The sequence below is a fragment of the Posidoniimonas corsicana genome (assembly GCF_007859765.1).
In the GTDB taxonomy this organism is placed as follows: Bacteria; Planctomycetota; Planctomycetia; order Pirellulales; family Lacipirellulaceae; genus Posidoniimonas; species Posidoniimonas corsicana.
Map to the genome: position 1 here is coordinate 3,975,035 of NZ_SIHJ01000001.1, position 16,195 is coordinate 3,991,229.

Here is a 16,195-nt window from a genome sequence, read left to right on the forward strand (position 1 = left end):
ATATCGAGAGTCGCTTACTAAACCCCAAACACTCAACGGGGCGCCGCACGGGTTGAAGCCGCGCACCGCGGCTGGCGCAGCAAAAAGGCCCCGGGCAGAACGCCCGGGGCCGTGGTGTTTTCAGTTTCGCCGCGCGGACCTACTGGGCGAGGGCCGCCTCGAGTTCGGCGTCGACGCTCTCCAGCAGGTGCTCGCCGGGGTGCTTGCTCGCGAACTCGCGGTCCTCCTCCATGGTGAACACACCGCTGGAGGTCTGGTCCGCGGCGCGGTCGCCGAAGCTGATGCCAAGGGCGCGGGCGGCCTTGACGCCGGGGCCGTTCGGGTCGACCTGGCGGATCTTGTGCACCGCCTCGAGGATCGGCACGCTCGACATCTCCGGTGGGCGGCTGCAGATCATGTGGCCGAACTTCTCCTGCACGATCAGCCGCACCGCGTGCGCGCCGAACTGCGTGGCCAGCACGCGGTCGAACGTGGTGGGCGTGCCGCCCCGCTGCAGGTGGCCCAGGATGCAGAGCCGCGCCTCGCGGTGCAGGCGTTTCTCGATCTCCTCGGTCACGGCCTTGCCGATGCCGCCCAGCTTGACCTGCTGGCCCTCTTTCTCCTGGCCGACCATGCCGCCCTCGGGCAGGTGGGCGCCCTCGGCCACGACGACCAGCGTAAACTTCTTGCCCTGGCTCTCGCGGTGCAGGATCTTGTGGCAGACGTTCTCGTACGTCCACGGGATCTCCGGGATGAGGATCACGTCGCCGCCGCCGCCGATGCCCGAGTGCAGCGCGATCCAGCCGGCGTGGCGGCCCATCACCTCCAACACCATAATCCGCTCGTGGCTGGCGGCGGTGGTGTGCAGGCGGTCGAGGGCGTCGGTGGCGCACTCAATGGCGCTGTCGAATCCGAACGTGAAGGCGGTGGCCTGCAGGTCGTTGTCGATGGTCTTGGGCACGCCGACCACCGGGATGCCGTTCTCGTGGAACTGCTGCGCGATGGCGAGCGAGCCGTCGCCGCCGACGCAGATCAGCCCGTCGATTCCGAGCTGGCGAACGGTTTCCTTCACGCCCTCGATCAAGTGCGGCGCGATCTCGACGCGGTCGTCGACGCCCTTGACCGCCGCGAAGCGGCCCTTGTTGGTCGAACCCAGGATCGTGCCGCCCTGGTTGAGGATGCCCTTGGTGCTGGCGGGCGTGAGGTTGACGTACTGCACTGGGTCGTACAGGCCCTCGTAGCCCTTGAGGAAACCGACGCAGTCGTAGCCCAGCTGGTGGCAGCTCTTCACGGCGCCGCGGATCACGGCGTTCAGTCCGGGGCAGTCGCCGCCGCTGGTTAGGATGCCGATTCGCTTGCTCATGTCTGGTGACCCTTCTCTGGAGGAATCCGGTGGAAGCGTCTGCCGCTGGGGTGACCCGATGATGCAGGCCGGAGAGAGCGCACGACGCGGATGATTGGCAGCGCAAGCGTAGGTTGGCGGTGGGCCCCGCCCCGCCAATTCGGTCGGCCGCGGACCAGAAAGTCGCCGCCCACCAGCCGCTACGACCGGCCCAGCCCGGTCCACTCGCGCCAGCCGAGCACGGCAATCACCCGCAGCGCGGCGGCCGCCTCGCGGAGGTTGATCTTGGACGCGCCGGCCACGCGGTCGCGGAAGGTGATAGGCCGCTCGGCAAAGGTCGCTCCGCGGCGGCGGAGCCGCCACAGCAACTCCTCCAGGTACGCGTAGCCGAGGGTGAGCACGTTGTCGAAGTCAACCTCACGGAGCTTCTCAACGCGGTACGCGCGGAACGCCCCGCTGCAGTCGCCGACCGGCAGCCGCAGCGCCCGGCTGGCCACCGCGTTGAGCACCCAGCTGGTGACCCGCCGCCGCAACGGCCAGCCCTCGATGGCGCCGCCCGGGCAGTACCGCGAGCCGATCGCCACGTCGGCCTGATGCACGGCCTCGAGCAGCGCTGGCAGCCGGTCGGGCGGGTGGCTCCAGTCGGCGTCCAGGGTGGCGACCACTTCGTAGCCGTGCTCGATCGCGTGGCGGAACGCGTCGTAGCTGGCGGAGCCGAGCCCCAGCTTGCCCGCGCGGTGCAGGCAGCCGAGCCAGGGGTGGCCCGCCGCGTGCTGATCGACCCAGTCGCCGGTGCCGTCCGGCGAGTTGTCGTCCACGACCAGCACGTCCGCGTGGGGCGCGTGCTGGTGGATCGCGTCGATCAGGCCAGGCAGGTTCTCACGCTCGTTGTACGTGGCGATCGCGATAAGGGTCTTGGGTAACTGCGTCTCGATTGCCACGACTCCGTAGGTAGACTCCGCTTAACCAACCGCGAATGCTACTAGAACCAGGAGCAAGACCGCAACAAGCAACGCTACAAAGATCCAAACAATGATGGAGATCTTGTGCTTGATATGCGGCGTCGCCGCGATCACCCGTTGGTAGTCGGAGGACAACACTTCGGCGCCCTTCTTGCCGGCGACGAGGTACAAGAAATAGGCGTTGATCAAAGTTCCAATCGGGAAGCCGAGCAGACCGATAGCGGAGAGGACAATCGCCGGCACACGAGCACTAGGATTGCACTTGCGCAGCCCCGCTCCTACCCAGTACTGGAATGCACACAGCCCACCAACAACTGCACCAATCACCAAGAGCACCCCACCGCCAACGGCGGCGTCACCGCCCGCCATCATCGCTAGAATGCCTTGCACAATGTTCACGATGCCGGCCAAGCACCCGAGAACGCCGCCAATAATGAACAGCGCCCCCATCGACCGGATACTGGCCTCGTGCGAGAGCAGCCGCTTACGGGTCGCCTCCGCGCCACTGGGCTCGGCTGAGCCGGCCGCCGACTCTTCGCTCAGCGGCGACGCATAGGGGTTGTACGTCTGCTCCGGCTCCGCCGCCGGCGGTTCGGGGAAGTTGAAGTCGTCGTCATCGAAGCTGCCGGCGCCGAGGTCGCCGAACAAATCGTCCGACGCGGGCGCGGGCTTCGGCTCGGCCACGGGCGCCGGCTGCGCCGGGACGGCCGCGCCGACGGCGGCCGCCTGCTTGGCCATCAGCTTCTGCAGGTGCTCCTCGCTGGGCATCTTCAGCGTCTGGTTGCAGCCGGGGCACTTGCCCTTCTTGCCGGCGTGGGCCATCGAGATCTTGATGGACTTGCTGCAGCTGGGGCATTTGAAGCGGATGCTCATGCAATCGGGCCCTGGAGGAACAACACCGCCGCGCGCGGTCGATCGACCGCGGAGGGGCGTGTGGAGGGTTTGGCGGCGACCGCCGGCGGATGGCGCCGGGAGCCATGGTCGCGCCTCTTGAGCATCTGTCCGGGGCCCATCGTAAGCGAAACGGGGGCCCGAGTCGAATTTTTCTGCTTAGCGGGCGTCCAGCCGGCTAGGCGATCGACTTGTAGTACTCGATCGACTGCCGCAGGCCCTGCTCCAGGCTGTGCTTCGGCTCGTAGCCCAGCAGGGTGCGGGCGCGGGTGATGTCAGCCAGGCTCTCGCGCACGTCGCCGGCGCGGGGGTCAGCGAAGATGGGTTCGACCTTAAGTTCGAGTAGATCGTTGAGCGTGGCCATCAGCTGCAGCAGCGTGAACCGCCGGCCGGTGCCCACATTGAAGACCTGCCCAACCGCTTCGGGCCGTTCGGCCGCGAGCAGGTTGGCCTGCACCACGTCGCTAACGAAAACGAAGTCGCGGGACTGCTCGCCGTCACCGTAGATGGTGGGACGCTCGCCCGCCAGCAGCTTGCTGACGAAGATCGGGATCACGGCCGAGTACTCGCTCTTGGGGTCCTGACGCGGCCCGTAGACGTTGAAGTAACGCAGACAGGCGGTCTCCAACCCGAACGACTTGGTGAACGACTTGCAGTAGTACTCGCTGGCGATCTTGGCCGCGGCGTAGGGCGACAACGGGTCGTGCGGGTCGTCTTCGCGTTTGCTGGAGAAGGGCTGGTCGCCGTACGCGGCGCTCGACGCGGCGAACACCACCCGCCGCACGCCCGACTTGCGGGCCGCGTCCAGTACATTGACCGTGCCGGTGACGCAGGCCGCGTGCGACGCCAGCGGGTCGCGCACGCTGGCCGGCACCGAGGCGAGCGCCGCCTCGTGGAACACGACCTCAACTCCGTCCGCCGCCTTGGCGACCGCCGCCGGGTCGCACACGTCGCCGTGGATCAGCTCGCAATCTTTGCCGAGGTGCGACAGGTTCGCCTCGAATCCGGAGCAGAGGTTGTCCAGCACGCGGACCTTGCCGCCCCGCTGCACCAGGCCGGTGGAGATGTGTGAGCCGATGAACCCGGCGCCGCCGGTGACGAGAAAGGTTGCCATGTTGTCGTTCCGTGCGTGGGGCGAGTCGAGAAAGTGGGGACGCGGCTAGGCGGCGTCGAGCCACAAGCACTCGCACCGGCTCACGCCCTGGTCGCGGAGCCGCCGCAGCCGCCCGTGGGCCAACTGGAGCGAACGGGCGCCCGCCCTGCTCACGACAACCGTGCGGTCTGCCAGCGAGGCGAGGCGTTGCTGCAGCTCAACGCTCGCGCCGAGGCCCGCCACCGCGGTGCTATTGTACACGGAGCGGCACTCCTGCAGGAGGATGATCCAGTCCCGCAGACGACCGCCGCTGGCCGCCACCCCGGTCCGCCACACGCGGGCGGTGGAAATCTTGGTGAGCAGACCGGCGGGCTGGTCGGGGCCGTCGGCGTATTCGTCCGAGACCTCCACCAGCAGGCGGTCGCCTTGCGTCGCTCCGCCCTTGAGCAGCGCCGCGAGCGCGGCCCGGGCGGCAAGGCCCGCCGTCTCGTCGGCGTCGAGAAACAGCGTCACGAGCCCCGCCGGCGGTTCACCCGATCGCAGCGGCGGTGGCCCCGCCGGGCGGAACGCCGCCCGCGGCCGACCCGCGTCTGCTTCGTTACCCCACGCGCTTTCAGCCATGACGCAGCTTGGCGAAGAGCTGGCGGTACTCCTGCCGACGCGCCATCGGCTGCTTGACGCCCTCGACCTCGATCAGGTCGTTCTCGATGATCAGGATGTCGCTGTCGTCGGCCGTGGCGTCGGCGCGGGCGTCGATCGACAGGGTCGACAGCCGCGGGTCGTCGGCGTCATCGTCGTCGGACAGCAGCTCAAGTTCCTCCGGCTGCAGCCGCAGAGCGGGCGGCTTCTGCGCCTTTGGGGCCTCGACGTCCTGTTCCAGCAACTCGTCGAACGACTCATCGGCCGGCGCTTCGTCCGGCTCGTAGGAGTCCGAGCGGGCGAGCGTGCTGGCCATCGTGCTCAGCTTGGGGTCGAGCGTGTTGGTCACGACCGGCGTTGTGGACTGGAACACCACCTCAAGGCCCGAGAAGCGGTCGATCACAATCTCTTCTTCTTGGAACTCTTCGCCGAACGGGTCGTCGGCTTCGGCGGGCTCGGACGCGCGGATCGCCTGCTCGATAGGCGTTGTGACGCCAAGCGCCTGGTCGGCGTTCCAGACCGACTGCCGGGCGGCGGACGGCGGGCCGGCTAGATCGACCTCCACCGAGACCACCGGCGGGTGTACTTCTGGTTCGGCGTCCGTCAGATCGGCGAGTTCACCGAACTCAACTACGCCCGGCGCGTCGACAGACACGGGCGTCTGCGGCGCCGGCGCGGCCGGCTTCCGGGTTTCCCACGGAGCGGGCAGCTGGTGCAGGTCAGACCAGGCCTGCTGCACCACCTGCGCGTCAACCTGTTCGAGCGACTCGGCGACCGCCGCCCTCAGCGCGCGGTCGCAGATCTGGTTGATGAGCCGCGGCACGCCGTCGCTGGCGTGGAACACCGCGTCGAGCCCATCGGGCGTGAAGATCGCCTCCGGGTCGGCGCCAACCGCGGCCACGTGCGCCCGCACGTACTCGCGGGTCTCCTCGTAGGTCAGCGAGTTGACGTAGCAGCGAGTGCCTACGCGCTGATTGAACGCCTCAAGCTCGGGGTCGGCGAAGGTCTCCTCGAGTCCGGGGCCGCCGAGCAGAACCAGCCGAACGATCGGCTCGCCGCGGAGGGTCAGGTTCGACAGCACCCGCAGCTCTTCCAGCAGGCGCGGCGCCAGCAGCTGGGCCTCGTCGACCAGCAGCACGATGCCGTTGGGCAGCTCCTGCCGGTCCTGCAACGCCTGCATCAGCGACAGCCGCAGCTCGCCCTCGTCGCGCTCGCGGAACGGCAGGTCCAGCCCGAACAGCACCGCCTGCAGCAGCGCCCGTCGGGTGCAGACCTGCGAGCTGGTGAGCGACACCATGCCGAACCGGTCGGCGAAGCCGGCCGACAGCACCTCCAGCAGCATGGTCTTGCCCATGCCGGGCGCGCCGATCAGCAGCGCGGGCCCGTCGCCGCGGCGCACGCACTGGTCGACGCTGCGGCGGGCCTCCTCGGCCGACCTGCTAGCAAAGTAGCGGTCGGCGCAGGCGTACGCGGGGAACGCCCGCTCTTGTTCGATCGTCGACGCGGTGGGGATGGTCATCACGGGTTTCCGGGGCGCACTGAAAGATCACGGGCGGACGTCGGTTTGGATCGGCGCCGGCCCCACGGGGGCTTCACGATATGCGGGGGCCATCGCCACATTCGCCGGGGAGCCGGCGGACCGGGGCGCCGAGCGATCGCTCGGCGTCCAGAACGGTGGGCTCCGCCTCCTTCGCGCGGGCGGCCACGCTCAACGCGGCGGTCAGCGTCGCGAGCCCGAGCAGCAGTTGGATCGCGAACAACATGGGCGCGGCAGAGCGTGGGGAAGGCGGTCCGTACGGAGGTTGCTTCGGCAGCGGACGACCCTCGAAACAAGCCAACTCGGCCAGACCTGCAAGGCTTGCCTAAACCGCGTGTGCGGCCAATACTCCACCAGATGGGGGTCCCGATGCCCCCCTCGCTGCTTAAACCAAACCAGCCCTTGAGCCAAACCAGCCGACGGCCCCGATGTTCCGCGTAAAGGTGTGCGGCGTAACGACCCTGGACGACGCCGCTATGGTGGCGGACGCGGGCGCCGACGCCATCGGGCTCAACTTCTACGCCAAGAGCCCCCGCTGCGTCACGCCCGAGTTTGCCGCCCAGGTGCGCGACCGGCTGGGCGACCGCGTGCAGCGGATCGGCCTGTTCGTCAACGAGCCGCCCGAACGCATCGGCCAGCTGGCCGATGAATGCGGGTTCACCGCCATCCAGCTGCACGGCGACGAACCTCTGTCGATGGTCGCCGAGTTGCGGCCCTGGCCCGTGGTGCTAGCGAGGCGGCTCGCCGGCCCCAACACCGCGGTGTTTGCCGAAGAGCTGGCCGCCCTGCCGGCCGACGCGCTGCCCGCCGCGTTGCTGGTCGACGCGGCGGTACCCGGCCACTACGGCGGGTCGGGCCAGCAGGCCGACTGGCAGGCCCTCACCGACCACGACCAGTGGCGACGCGGCGTGCCGCTGATCCTGGCCGGCGGGCTGCGGCCCTACAACGTCGCCCAGGCGGTGGCGGCCGTCCGCCCGCACGGCGTCGACACCGCCAGCGGCGTCGAGTCTTCCCCCGGCGTTAAGGACCCGCGGTTGACCGGGCAGTTCGTGGCCGCGGCGCGGCGGGCGCTCGGCATTGGGGCCCTCTAGGCAGCCCCTGCGGGTTGTAACAGCGGCCCGTGGGACAGTAGAATCGCGGGATTGGAAGGAACCCCGCCGGGGCGGCCTGTGCGGCCCTGAATCCCGCCCTATAAACCCTCGCCGTATCTGTCAGCGAAGCATTCCAGGAGAGCATCCTCGTGTCCCAGGTTGAAATGGAAAAACTCCCGTACAAGGTCCTCGACTGCACGCCCGAAGAGTTCGAGCGTCTGGCCGCCTTCGGCCGCCAAGAGATCAACCTGGCCGAGAACGAAATGCCAGGCCTGATGTCGTTGCGGGAGAAGTACGGCCAGGACAAGCCGCTCAAGGGCGCCCGCATCGCCGGCTGCCTGCACATGACCATCCAGACGGCCGTCCTGATCGAGACCCTCGTCGAGCTCGGCGCCGAGGTCACCTGGTCGAGCTGCAACATCTACAGCACCCAGGACCACGCCGCGTGTGCGGTCGCCAAGGCCGGCATCCCCGTGTTCGCCTGGAAGGGCGAGACCAACGAGGAGTTCGACTGGTGCATCGAGCAGACGCTGTTCGCGTTCCCGTCGGGCCAGCCGCTCAACATGATCCTCGACGACGGCGGCGACCTCACCGCCATGGTGCACGACAAGTTCCCCGAGCTGCTGGCCGACATCAAGGGCCTGTCCGAGGAGACCACCGCCGGCATCCACCGGCTGGAGGTGCTCGCCAAGGCCGGCCGCCTGGCCGTGCCGGCGATCAACGTCAACGACTCGGCCACCAAGAGCAAGTTTGACAACCTGTACGGCTGCCGCGAGAGCCTGGCCGACGGCGTCAAGCGCGCCACCGACGTCATGCTCGCCGGCAAGGTCGCCGTGGTCTGCGGCTACGGCGACGTCGGCAAGGGCTGCGCCCACAGCCTCCGCTCGTACGGCTGCCGGGTGATCGTGACCGAGATCGACCCCATCAACGCCCTGCAGGCCGCGATGGAGGGCTTCGAGGTCACCACCATGGAGCACGCCTGCAAGGAAGGCAACCTGTTTGTCACCACCACCGGCAACAAGGACATCATCCTCGGCGAGCACATGGTGCAGATGCCCGAGGACGCCATCCTCTGCAACATCGGCCACTTCGACACCGAGATCGACATCGCCTGGCTCGAGTCGCAGGTGAAGGAGGGCAAGATCACCAGCGAGGTCATCAAGACCGAGAAGGAGGGCGCGGTCGACCGCTACACCTTCAAGGACTCGGGCCGCTCGATCCTCACGCTCGCCAAGGGCCGCCTGGTGAACCTGGGCTGCGCCACCGGCCACCCCAGCTTCGTGATGAGCAACTCGTTCACCAACCAGACGCTCGCCCAGATGGAGCTCTGGAACAACACCGGCGACTACGAGAACAAGATCTACCGCCTGCCCAAGCAGCTGGACGAGGAAGTCGCCCGCCTGCACCTGGAGAAGATCGGCGTCAAGCTGACCAAGCTCACCCAGGAACAGGCCGACTACATCGGCGTCCCGGTCGAGGGCCCCTACAAGCCGGACCACTACCGGTACTAAGCGGCCGCCATAAACCTGAATCTCAAGGCCCCCCGCCACGCTGTGGCGCGGGGGCTTTTTTATTGCCTCCGCGTCATCACTGCAAAGTCAATCAGCGCAGGACGATGAAGCAAGTGCAGGTTAGGTAGCCATCTTTCGGTGCTCCGGAGGGTCACTCCGTGGTACTTGCTGACGCTTGAGGCTGCTGCTCTAGTCAGTGATGGCTAAGCTTTAGACTACCTTCGACTAGGCCATGACCACGCAAATCAAAGACTCCATCTCATACGACCAATTTGAATACGGCATTGTCGGATTCTATGGCGAGGGGCTGTTCGTTCCGAGCAGCCAGAATATCGAAGTACAGACTGCTTCGTCTGATTGCTGGAGAGGTTTTCACTGTCGTTACATCATCAGGAATGACCAGCTGTTCCTATATGAGGTAACTCTTGGGTTGAGCGAACAAGACCGGAGGCTGATCCAGCAGGGGAGAGGGCCATCGGTTTTCGCCCGGCCCATCTGCCTATGCAACGGTGATGAACAATCGTGGTCAGAGGGGCAACTCCACCCCTGTCAATTCCGCGAGCAGTACGGAGTTTCTGGCCTTGAAGAGCTAACGCCCTTCACGGGCGGATTGCTGCTCGCAAGAGACTTCGTCTGGGAACGGCACGAAGACCTAAACTTCCACCCGGCATTCCAGTACCGCACAGTGATCGAAATCAGGGTTGAGAAGGGAGTCGTCATTGAGAGCACATCTCATGCGGACCCGCACGATGCCTCGCCAACGCCAGATTTTAGCCGATACAGCTATCACTCCTACTGATTCGCCAGAGAATCTCCGTTAGCCCCCCCTTATGCATTTGGAGGCGTCGTCCTGTGCGTCGAAGGGCCAGTGCAAAGACCGCTTCGGCGTGAAACACCGGCGCAACGTGAAGCACCGCGAACGATGCACGGTGCGCCGCTGACTTTTTCTCACGCTTCTGTCCGATTCGTTTTGTCCAAAAACACGCGCGAAGCGGACAAAACTCGGTGCCCATCTTTCCCTAGGCGAGTCATTTGACGCTGTAATAGCAGTGCCTTCCCCTCCTGTGAGGAACATACCGCCGATCGTTTTGTCCGATCGGGGGCCGCCAAACGACCCAAAACGGACAAAACCCTAGCGGCCCACATCGCACCAACTAACCGCGCAGCAGCGAACGCCACGGGCCACGGCAACCTCTGCGCAGCTCGAGCCGAGTATATACCCTGAATACTGCCGCCATTAGAGCACGCATGGTGGCCGGTTTCTACAAGAATCCGCGGCGTTCGGCTTTCGCTCTGACAGCCCTCCTGCATGGGGGATATCGTCAACCAGTCCATGCTCTGGCAAGCGTGGCTAATCGGTGCGAAGGAGTCTGAGCGGTCACGTTGCAGATCGCGTCCGCAGCTAGCCGCTAGTCCACCGCCCCAAACTCCAGCCCTTCCACATCCCGCGCCTCGCACCATTTGGGCGACTTGGACGACCAGACGCGGCAGTGGGGCTGCAGCCGGCCCTGGCGGCCGTGCACGGTCAGCTCCTCGAAGGTGAGCGGGCCGACCTTGCCCTGTTCGCCGATGTAGTGCCAGTGCACCGGGCGGGGCTTGGCCGCGGCGGCCGCCTTCTGCTTGGCCTCCTCCTGCTCCTGCTGCTTGCGGTCGAGGGCCGCTTTCACATCCGGCGGGAGGCTGGCCATGATGATGGTCGACGCCGACAGGTCCTCGAACAGGCCCTTCACCCGGTCCGCGCCAACCCACGCTCCGTCGGGGCCCTTGCGGACCGAGTCGTCGGGGGTGATCTGATGGCTGCGGGCCATCTCGAGGAGCTGCTTGGAGGTAAACGGCCCCATCTCCGTACCCATCAGACGGCAGTACCATTCGGTAGCCATGACAACACCCCAGCGAAGAGAGAAAAGAGAAGAGTAGCCGCTGAGCGTTTCCGCTGCCTGGATTCTACTCTGAACTCTCGGGCCAAGCCAACTGGGATTAGGCCGTCCCGCAGGTTGCCGACGGCGCGTCACTGCGCGTTAATGATCACCCGCCGGTAGGCGTACAGGCGTGGGGCGCCGTCGTCGCGGGTCTCGAGGATGATGTGGATCGACTTGCCGGCCGCGTCCTGCGGCACGCGGACGCTTGCGGAATCCGCAGCGGCGTTCTCGATGGGGACTTCCTTGCGGTAGGAGCTCGGCTCCCGGTAGACCGACCACGTGTAGCTGAGCGAGTCGCCGTCGGGGTCGCCGGTCCCTGCGGCGGTGAGTTCGACGGTCGACCCGGCGGCGGCGGCCAGCTCCAGCACCCGGTGGTTGGCGTCGCCGTTGACGACCGCCACGGGGTGGTGGTTGGCGGCGGCGTAGTCGTCCGTGACGCTCCAGTCCATGCGGGCGGCGAAGTCGTTGTTGTAGGCGTCGGCCCAGCGTTTGATGGCGGCGGCGCCCTCGGCGGTGTTGCCGTGCATCAGGTAGGGGTCGAACTCGCCCTCGTTCTTGACCGGCGACATGCTGCGGATGCCGGCCTTTTTCGCAATGTCGAAACGGCCGCCCCAGCCCCCCTGGTCGACCCGGTCCGGGTCGTTGACGCCGTTCGGGTAGACGTGCATGAAGGCGGGGGTGTCGCCCTCGGTGGCCCACTTGCGGTCCGGGTACATGGCGCCAAGCGGGCCGTGGCTCTGGATGTGCTCGCTCAGGTACTCGTCGGAGGGCTGCCAGCCGTAAACCTTGGTGGCGCGGATGTACAGCAGGTCGGGGAAGTTCCTTGCGATCCAGGCGCCGGCGTCGTCCTGGCCGAGGATGTCGAACACCCGCAGCTTGCCGAGGAACTTGGCCAGTTCGTCAGCGGTACGGGTCGCCCGGACCTTCCAGATCGCCTGGGCCGCCGTGTTGGCGCCGCCCCAGCACATCACCCACACGGGCCGCGGGTCGTCTTTATCGACCGAAGCGATGATCAGCTCGGACCCGGGGCTGTCCTTGCCGTCGCCAACATCGCCCATTCCGTAGCCACGCTGCCCCATCACCGATATCGCCCTCAGGTGCTCGACGTCGGGGAACCCCTCGGCGTGGGCCTGCAGGTTCTGCTGGACCTCGCCGTAGGCGTCGACCAGCTTATCGAGCATCTTGGCGTCGTGCTGCCGCTTCTTCCAGCAGCCCGTGGCGACCACCAGCCCTTCAAGATCAAACTCGTTCGCGCAGACTAGCTGCCTGACCATCGACTGCTCGTCGTCGGGGTCGGCGCCGAGATCGGTCGTGTTGATGACCCGCGGCTTGGTGTGCTTGCCGGTGTTGCCGCTCCCCGGTTCCGCTGGGGCCGGTGATGAAACAAAACAGGCGCTGGCCAGCACGAACAGACGTGCCACTCGAACCATGAAGAGGACTCTCAAGTTGCGGTGAGGCGTGCCGACGCAAGGGTTGGTGTGATACGCAGCAGTTTAGCGAACCGAACGACGCGGGTCCAACAACTGCAACACATCGCCAAGCCCCGGTCCTTTCGATGCAATCCGGGTATGCAATCAGTCCACCTGCCGCAGCTGCAGCGAGTCGATCACCTGGCCCTCGGCCAGCGCGTTGGTGATCACGACCAGCCACGTGCCGGCCATGCACCAGTTCTTCCGCTTGAGGTACGCCAGCGCGTCCTGGATGGTCTTCTCGGGGTTCTCGGAGAACGGCATCAGGAACGGCTCGACGCCCCACGGCAGCATGAGCTGGCGGAATATGTCCTCGTGGTCGGTGAACGCAAAGATCGGCACCCCGCGCGGCCGCAACGCGCCCAGCACGTACGCCAGGAACCCGCTGCGGGTGAACACCACGATTCCCGACTCGCCCAGGTCCTGCGCCAGCGTGGCCGCCGAGCGGAGCATCTTGGCCTTCGGCTCGCGGAGCTTGATCGTCGAGTTGAGCTTGTAGTCGACCGACGGCTCGATGCTGCGGATCACGTTCTTGAAGACCTCGATGGACTCCAGGGGGTAGGCGCCGGTGGTGGTCTCGCCGGACAGCATCACCGCGTCGGCCTGCTCGCGCACCGCGTTGGAGATGTCGGAGATCTCCGCACGGGTCGGCATCGGCGAGGTGATCATCGACTCGAGCAGGTGGGTCGCGATGATCACCGGGCGGCCCTCGGCCTGGCAGGCCTTGACCAGCTCGGTCTGCACGAGCGGCAGCTCCGGGTAGTCGATCTCGATGCCGAGGTCGCCGCGGGCGACCATGATCGCGTCGGACGCCTTGATGATCTCCACCATGTTCCGCACGCCCGCCTGCTCTTCGATCTTCGACACGATGCGGGCGGACGACCCGAGCTCGGTGAGGTGCCGACGGAGCTCCTCCACGTCGCCCGCCTGGCGGACGAACGAGAGAGCGACCAAATCGATGCCGGCCTCGACGCCGGCGGCCAGGTCCTCGTGGTCCTTCAGCGTGAGCGACGGCAGGTGCACGTGCACGCCCGGCAGGTTGATGTGCCGCCGCGAGCCGAGCACGCCGGGCGTGAGCACCTCGCAGAGGATGTGGTTGGCGCCCTTCTCCACGACGCTGAGCCGCAGCAGCCCGCTGTCGACGAGGATGAACTGGCCCTCGGTGACCTCGTTCGGCAGCCCCTTGTAGTTGACCGACACGCGGAGCACGTCGGACGGCGGGCGGTCGTCGTGCGAGGTGCACAGCTCCAGCCGGTCGCCGCGTTTCAGTTCCACCGCGCCCTCGACGTCGCCGGTGCGGATCTCGGGGCCCTTGATGTCCATCATCACCGCGACGTGGCGGTCGAGCTTGTCCGACACCGCGCGGATCCGCTGCAGGATGCCGATCACCCACTCCCGCGACGCGTGGGCCATGTTCAGCCGCAGGATGTCCACGCCCGCCGCGATGAGCTTCTCGAGCATCTCCGGCGACTCGGTGGCCGGGCCCAGGGTGGCGATGATCTTGGTGTGGCGGTAGGACCGGGTGGCGGGCATCGCTGGTTCGGCGGGGGTTGGGGAGGCCTGTGGGGAGTCCAGGGTAGCGTGCAAGTCTCGTTCCGACCATGGATGCCGGGCGGCCCGCAACCGACTCGGTCGCGACAGTTCCCCCAAAACCCCGGCGGTCAGCAGTTTCTCCGCCCTTCTGGCCGCACCGGCGGAGCCGCGCTGCGGGGCATTCGCGACCTCAGCCTGCCCAAGAACTAGTCAGCCGGACGACGCAGCGCCGAACAATTTCACCCCGACGAAGAGAAGGGGGGAGAGCCTCACCCCTGCAGGCGTCGCGCGGCCTACAGGTCAGGCGGGCAGCACGTAGTCATCCCGGCATGATCGATTTCCCTAGCGAAAGCCCGGGCGCGACTAATTGAGGGCGACTAGTTAGACCGCGCTCGGGCGCCGGCATCTACGGCATTGGAGCGCCGTGCCAAGGAGCGTGAGCAGGATCGCCGCCTGCGGCTCAGGAGCGGCCGAGCGTGAGCTGGAGGCCGCCTCGCCGAAGGCGGACCGCCAGGTGGCGTACTGCGCGGCGCCGACGGGGCCGCCGTCGGTGTCATTGGGCAGTGCGCCGGCGGGGGCGCCCAGGTTGTCGCGCCACACGGTGTAGTCGGCCGCGTCGACGACGCCGTCGGCGTTGTAGTCGCCCGGCAGCGACGCGTCAGCTTCGACAACGCGCAGCGTCTGGTCGACCGTGACGTCGTAGAGCCGCTGGACGATGCCGCTGGGCCACTCGATGGTCACCAGGTCGACCGGCTCGGCCGAAGCGCCCAGGCCGAAGTGCGCCGTGCGTTCGCTCTGACTCAAGAAGCTGCTGCCCCCGTCGATCTCCCAGACGAGCTCACGGCTTGGGTCCTCCAGGTCCGGCGTGATGGTGATCCAGGCGCCAATCCCGTCGCGGTTAGAGACGACGCCCTCGGTCTCGATGCGGAGGTAGTGGCCGTCGTTGCCGCCGTCGTTGCGGTACAGCACCGGGGCGGCGGCGTGGTTGATCACCAGCAGGTCGAGGTCGCCGTCGGCGTCGTAGTCGAGGTGGATCAGGCCCCGCCCCTGGTCCCGGTCCAGCACGCCAGAGGCCTCAGACACGTCCGCGAACACGCCGGCGGTGTTCTGCCAGAGGTAGGTGCGGTCGTCCTCCCACCCGGCACCGTTGTAGCCATTGGTGGCGGCGAGGTCGAGGTCGCCGTCGTTGTCGTAGTCGAGGAAGGTGGTCCCCCACGACCAGCGCGAGTCGCGTACGCCGGCCGCCTGGGTGACGTCGGTGAACTGGCGGTCGCCGTCGTTGCGGTACAGTCGGTTGAACCCGCCGAACGGGCCGGGGTACCGGGGGTCGTTGGTGATGTTAGTGATGAACCAGTCGAGGTCACCGTCGCCATCGTAGTCGCCGAAGGTGCTGCCCATGCCGTTGAAGTCGGTGCCCACGCCCGCGTCGATCGTGCCGTCGGAGAACGTGCCGTCGCCGTTGTTCCAGAACAGCTGGCTGGTCTGGAAGTCCGCCGCAAACGTCAGGTCGGTGTGGCCGTCGCGGTCGAGGTCGACGAACCGCGGGGCGTAGCGGAACGTGCGGTCTGCGCGGTACACGTCGATGCCGGCAGCCGCGGTAACGTCCTCGAAGCCGCCGGGCTGGGCGGCGCCCAGGTTCCGCAGCAGGCGGGAATGCGAGTCCGCGACCGTGTTGCCCCAGTCCCCGGTGGCCAGGTCGAGGTAGCCGTCGTTGTCGTAGTCGCCGAAGGTCGCCCCCTGTCCACTCCTCGACACGCCGCTGGCGAGCGCCGCCGTGTGTGCGACCCCGGCGTCGGTGAACACACCGGCGCCGTCGTTGAGGTAGAGGTAGTTGCGGGTGTAGTTGACCGTGGTCATGTAGAGGTCGAGGTCGCCGTCGTTGTCGACATCGCCGGACACGACCCCGTTGGTGTAGGTCGGCAGCGGGAAGCCGGCGGTCAATGGGCGGGCCTCGAACGTGCCGTCGCCGCGGTTGCGGTAGAGCAGGTCCGAGTCGTTCAGGCGGGTGAACACCAAGTCTACGCGCCCGTCACCGTCGAAGTCGCCGGCCGCGGCCCCGCCGGTGAAGAACGCGTCGCCGGGCAGGCCCTCGATTAACGCCGGGATCGTCTGCACGTGGTTGATCCCGGCGGCGGTCGTGACGTCGGTGAACGTGACGCCGTGGGCGCTGGCCGCGCACGCCCAGGCGGCGCCGACGAAGGCCAGCGCCAATACAGGGCGGCGGCGTGA

General features: G+C 67.2%; 14 protein-coding genes. 3 read left to right on the plus strand and 11 right to left on the minus strand.

All coding sequences use genetic code 11. The annotated features are described in order from the left end of the window. Positions 1-139: 139 nt before the first annotated feature. The 7 genes from KOR34_RS15295 to KOR34_RS26745 all read right to left on the minus strand — a co-directional run bounded on the left by KOR34_RS15295 (position 140) and on the right by KOR34_RS26745 (position 6,669). Positions 140-1,342: a 6-phosphofructokinase gene (locus KOR34_RS15295; RefSeq protein WP_146565441.1), complete on the minus strand. Its 1,203-nt coding sequence runs from the start codon at positions 1,340-1,342 to the stop codon at positions 140-142. A 179-nt stretch (positions 1,343-1,521) separates the two neighbouring features. After that, positions 1,522-2,262 (minus strand): polyprenol monophosphomannose synthase, encoded by a 741-nt coding sequence (locus KOR34_RS15300; protein WP_228714623.1) that lies wholly within the window; start codon positions 2,260-2,262, stop codon positions 1,522-1,524. A gap of 21 nt (positions 2,263-2,283) precedes the next feature. Next, entirely contained in the window at positions 2,284-3,156 is an 873-nt protein-coding gene (locus tag KOR34_RS15305; RefSeq protein WP_146565443.1) for a hypothetical protein, read from the minus strand. Positions 3,157-3,352: 196 nt separating this feature from the next. Continuing rightward, positions 3,353-4,288, minus strand: a complete 936-nt coding sequence (locus tag KOR34_RS15310; protein WP_146565445.1) for an SDR family oxidoreductase — start codon at positions 4,286-4,288, stop codon at positions 3,353-3,355. A 45-nt stretch (positions 4,289-4,333) separates the two neighbouring features. After that, positions 4,334-4,780, minus strand: coding sequence for a hypothetical protein (locus KOR34_RS15315; protein ID WP_146565446.1), 447 nt, complete (start codon positions 4,778-4,780; stop codon positions 4,334-4,336). Positions 4,781-4,880: 100 nt separating this feature from the next. Continuing rightward, entirely contained in the window at positions 4,881-6,425 is a 1,545-nt protein-coding gene (locus tag KOR34_RS15320; protein ID WP_146565448.1) for an ExeA family protein, read from the minus strand. Between the two features lie 73 nt (positions 6,426-6,498). Beyond that, on the minus strand, positions 6,499-6,669 hold the full coding sequence (locus tag KOR34_RS26745; protein ID WP_197531435.1) for a hypothetical protein: 171 nt from the start codon (positions 6,667-6,669) through the stop codon (positions 6,499-6,501). 202 nt (positions 6,670-6,871) lie between these two features. On the opposite strand from KOR34_RS26745, the gene KOR34_RS15325 reads away from it, so the two are divergent. The 3 genes from KOR34_RS15325 to KOR34_RS15335 all read left to right on the plus strand — a co-directional run bounded on the left by KOR34_RS15325 (position 6,872) and on the right by KOR34_RS15335 (position 9,844). Further along, a complete protein-coding gene (locus KOR34_RS15325; RefSeq protein ID WP_146565450.1) occupies positions 6,872-7,534 on the plus strand; it encodes a phosphoribosylanthranilate isomerase in 663 nt (220 codons plus the stop codon). Positions 7,535-7,683: 149 nt separating this feature from the next. After that, positions 7,684-9,045, plus strand: a complete 1,362-nt coding sequence (gene ahcY, locus KOR34_RS15330) for an adenosylhomocysteinase (RefSeq protein WP_146565452.1) — start codon at positions 7,684-7,686, stop codon at positions 9,043-9,045. Between the two features lie 232 nt (positions 9,046-9,277). Continuing rightward, positions 9,278-9,844 (plus strand): hypothetical protein, encoded by a 567-nt coding sequence (locus KOR34_RS15335; protein ID WP_146565454.1) that lies wholly within the window; start codon positions 9,278-9,280, stop codon positions 9,842-9,844. Positions 9,845-10,454: 610 nt separating this feature from the next. Here KOR34_RS15335 and KOR34_RS15340 read toward each other — a convergent pair. The 4 genes from KOR34_RS15340 to KOR34_RS15355 all read right to left on the minus strand — a co-directional run bounded on the left by KOR34_RS15340 (position 10,455) and on the right by KOR34_RS15355 (position 16,177). Next, positions 10,455-10,925 carry a DUF4339 domain-containing protein gene (locus KOR34_RS15340; protein ID WP_146565456.1) on the minus strand — a complete coding sequence of 157 codons (471 nt, stop codon included), beginning with the start codon at positions 10,923-10,925 and terminating at the stop codon, positions 10,455-10,457. Positions 10,926-11,053: 128 nt separating this feature from the next. Next, entirely contained in the window at positions 11,054-12,394 is a 1,341-nt protein-coding gene (locus tag KOR34_RS15345) for a DUF1593 domain-containing protein (protein WP_146565458.1), read from the minus strand. 144 nt (positions 12,395-12,538) lie between these two features. After that, entirely contained in the window at positions 12,539-13,966 is a 1,428-nt protein-coding gene (gene pyk, locus KOR34_RS15350) for a pyruvate kinase (protein ID WP_146565461.1), read from the minus strand. 381 nt (positions 13,967-14,347) lie between these two features. Continuing rightward, positions 14,348-16,177: a CRTAC1 family protein gene (locus KOR34_RS15355; protein ID WP_197531436.1), complete on the minus strand. Its 1,830-nt coding sequence runs from the start codon at positions 16,175-16,177 to the stop codon at positions 14,348-14,350. Positions 16,178-16,195: the final 18 nt, after the last annotated feature.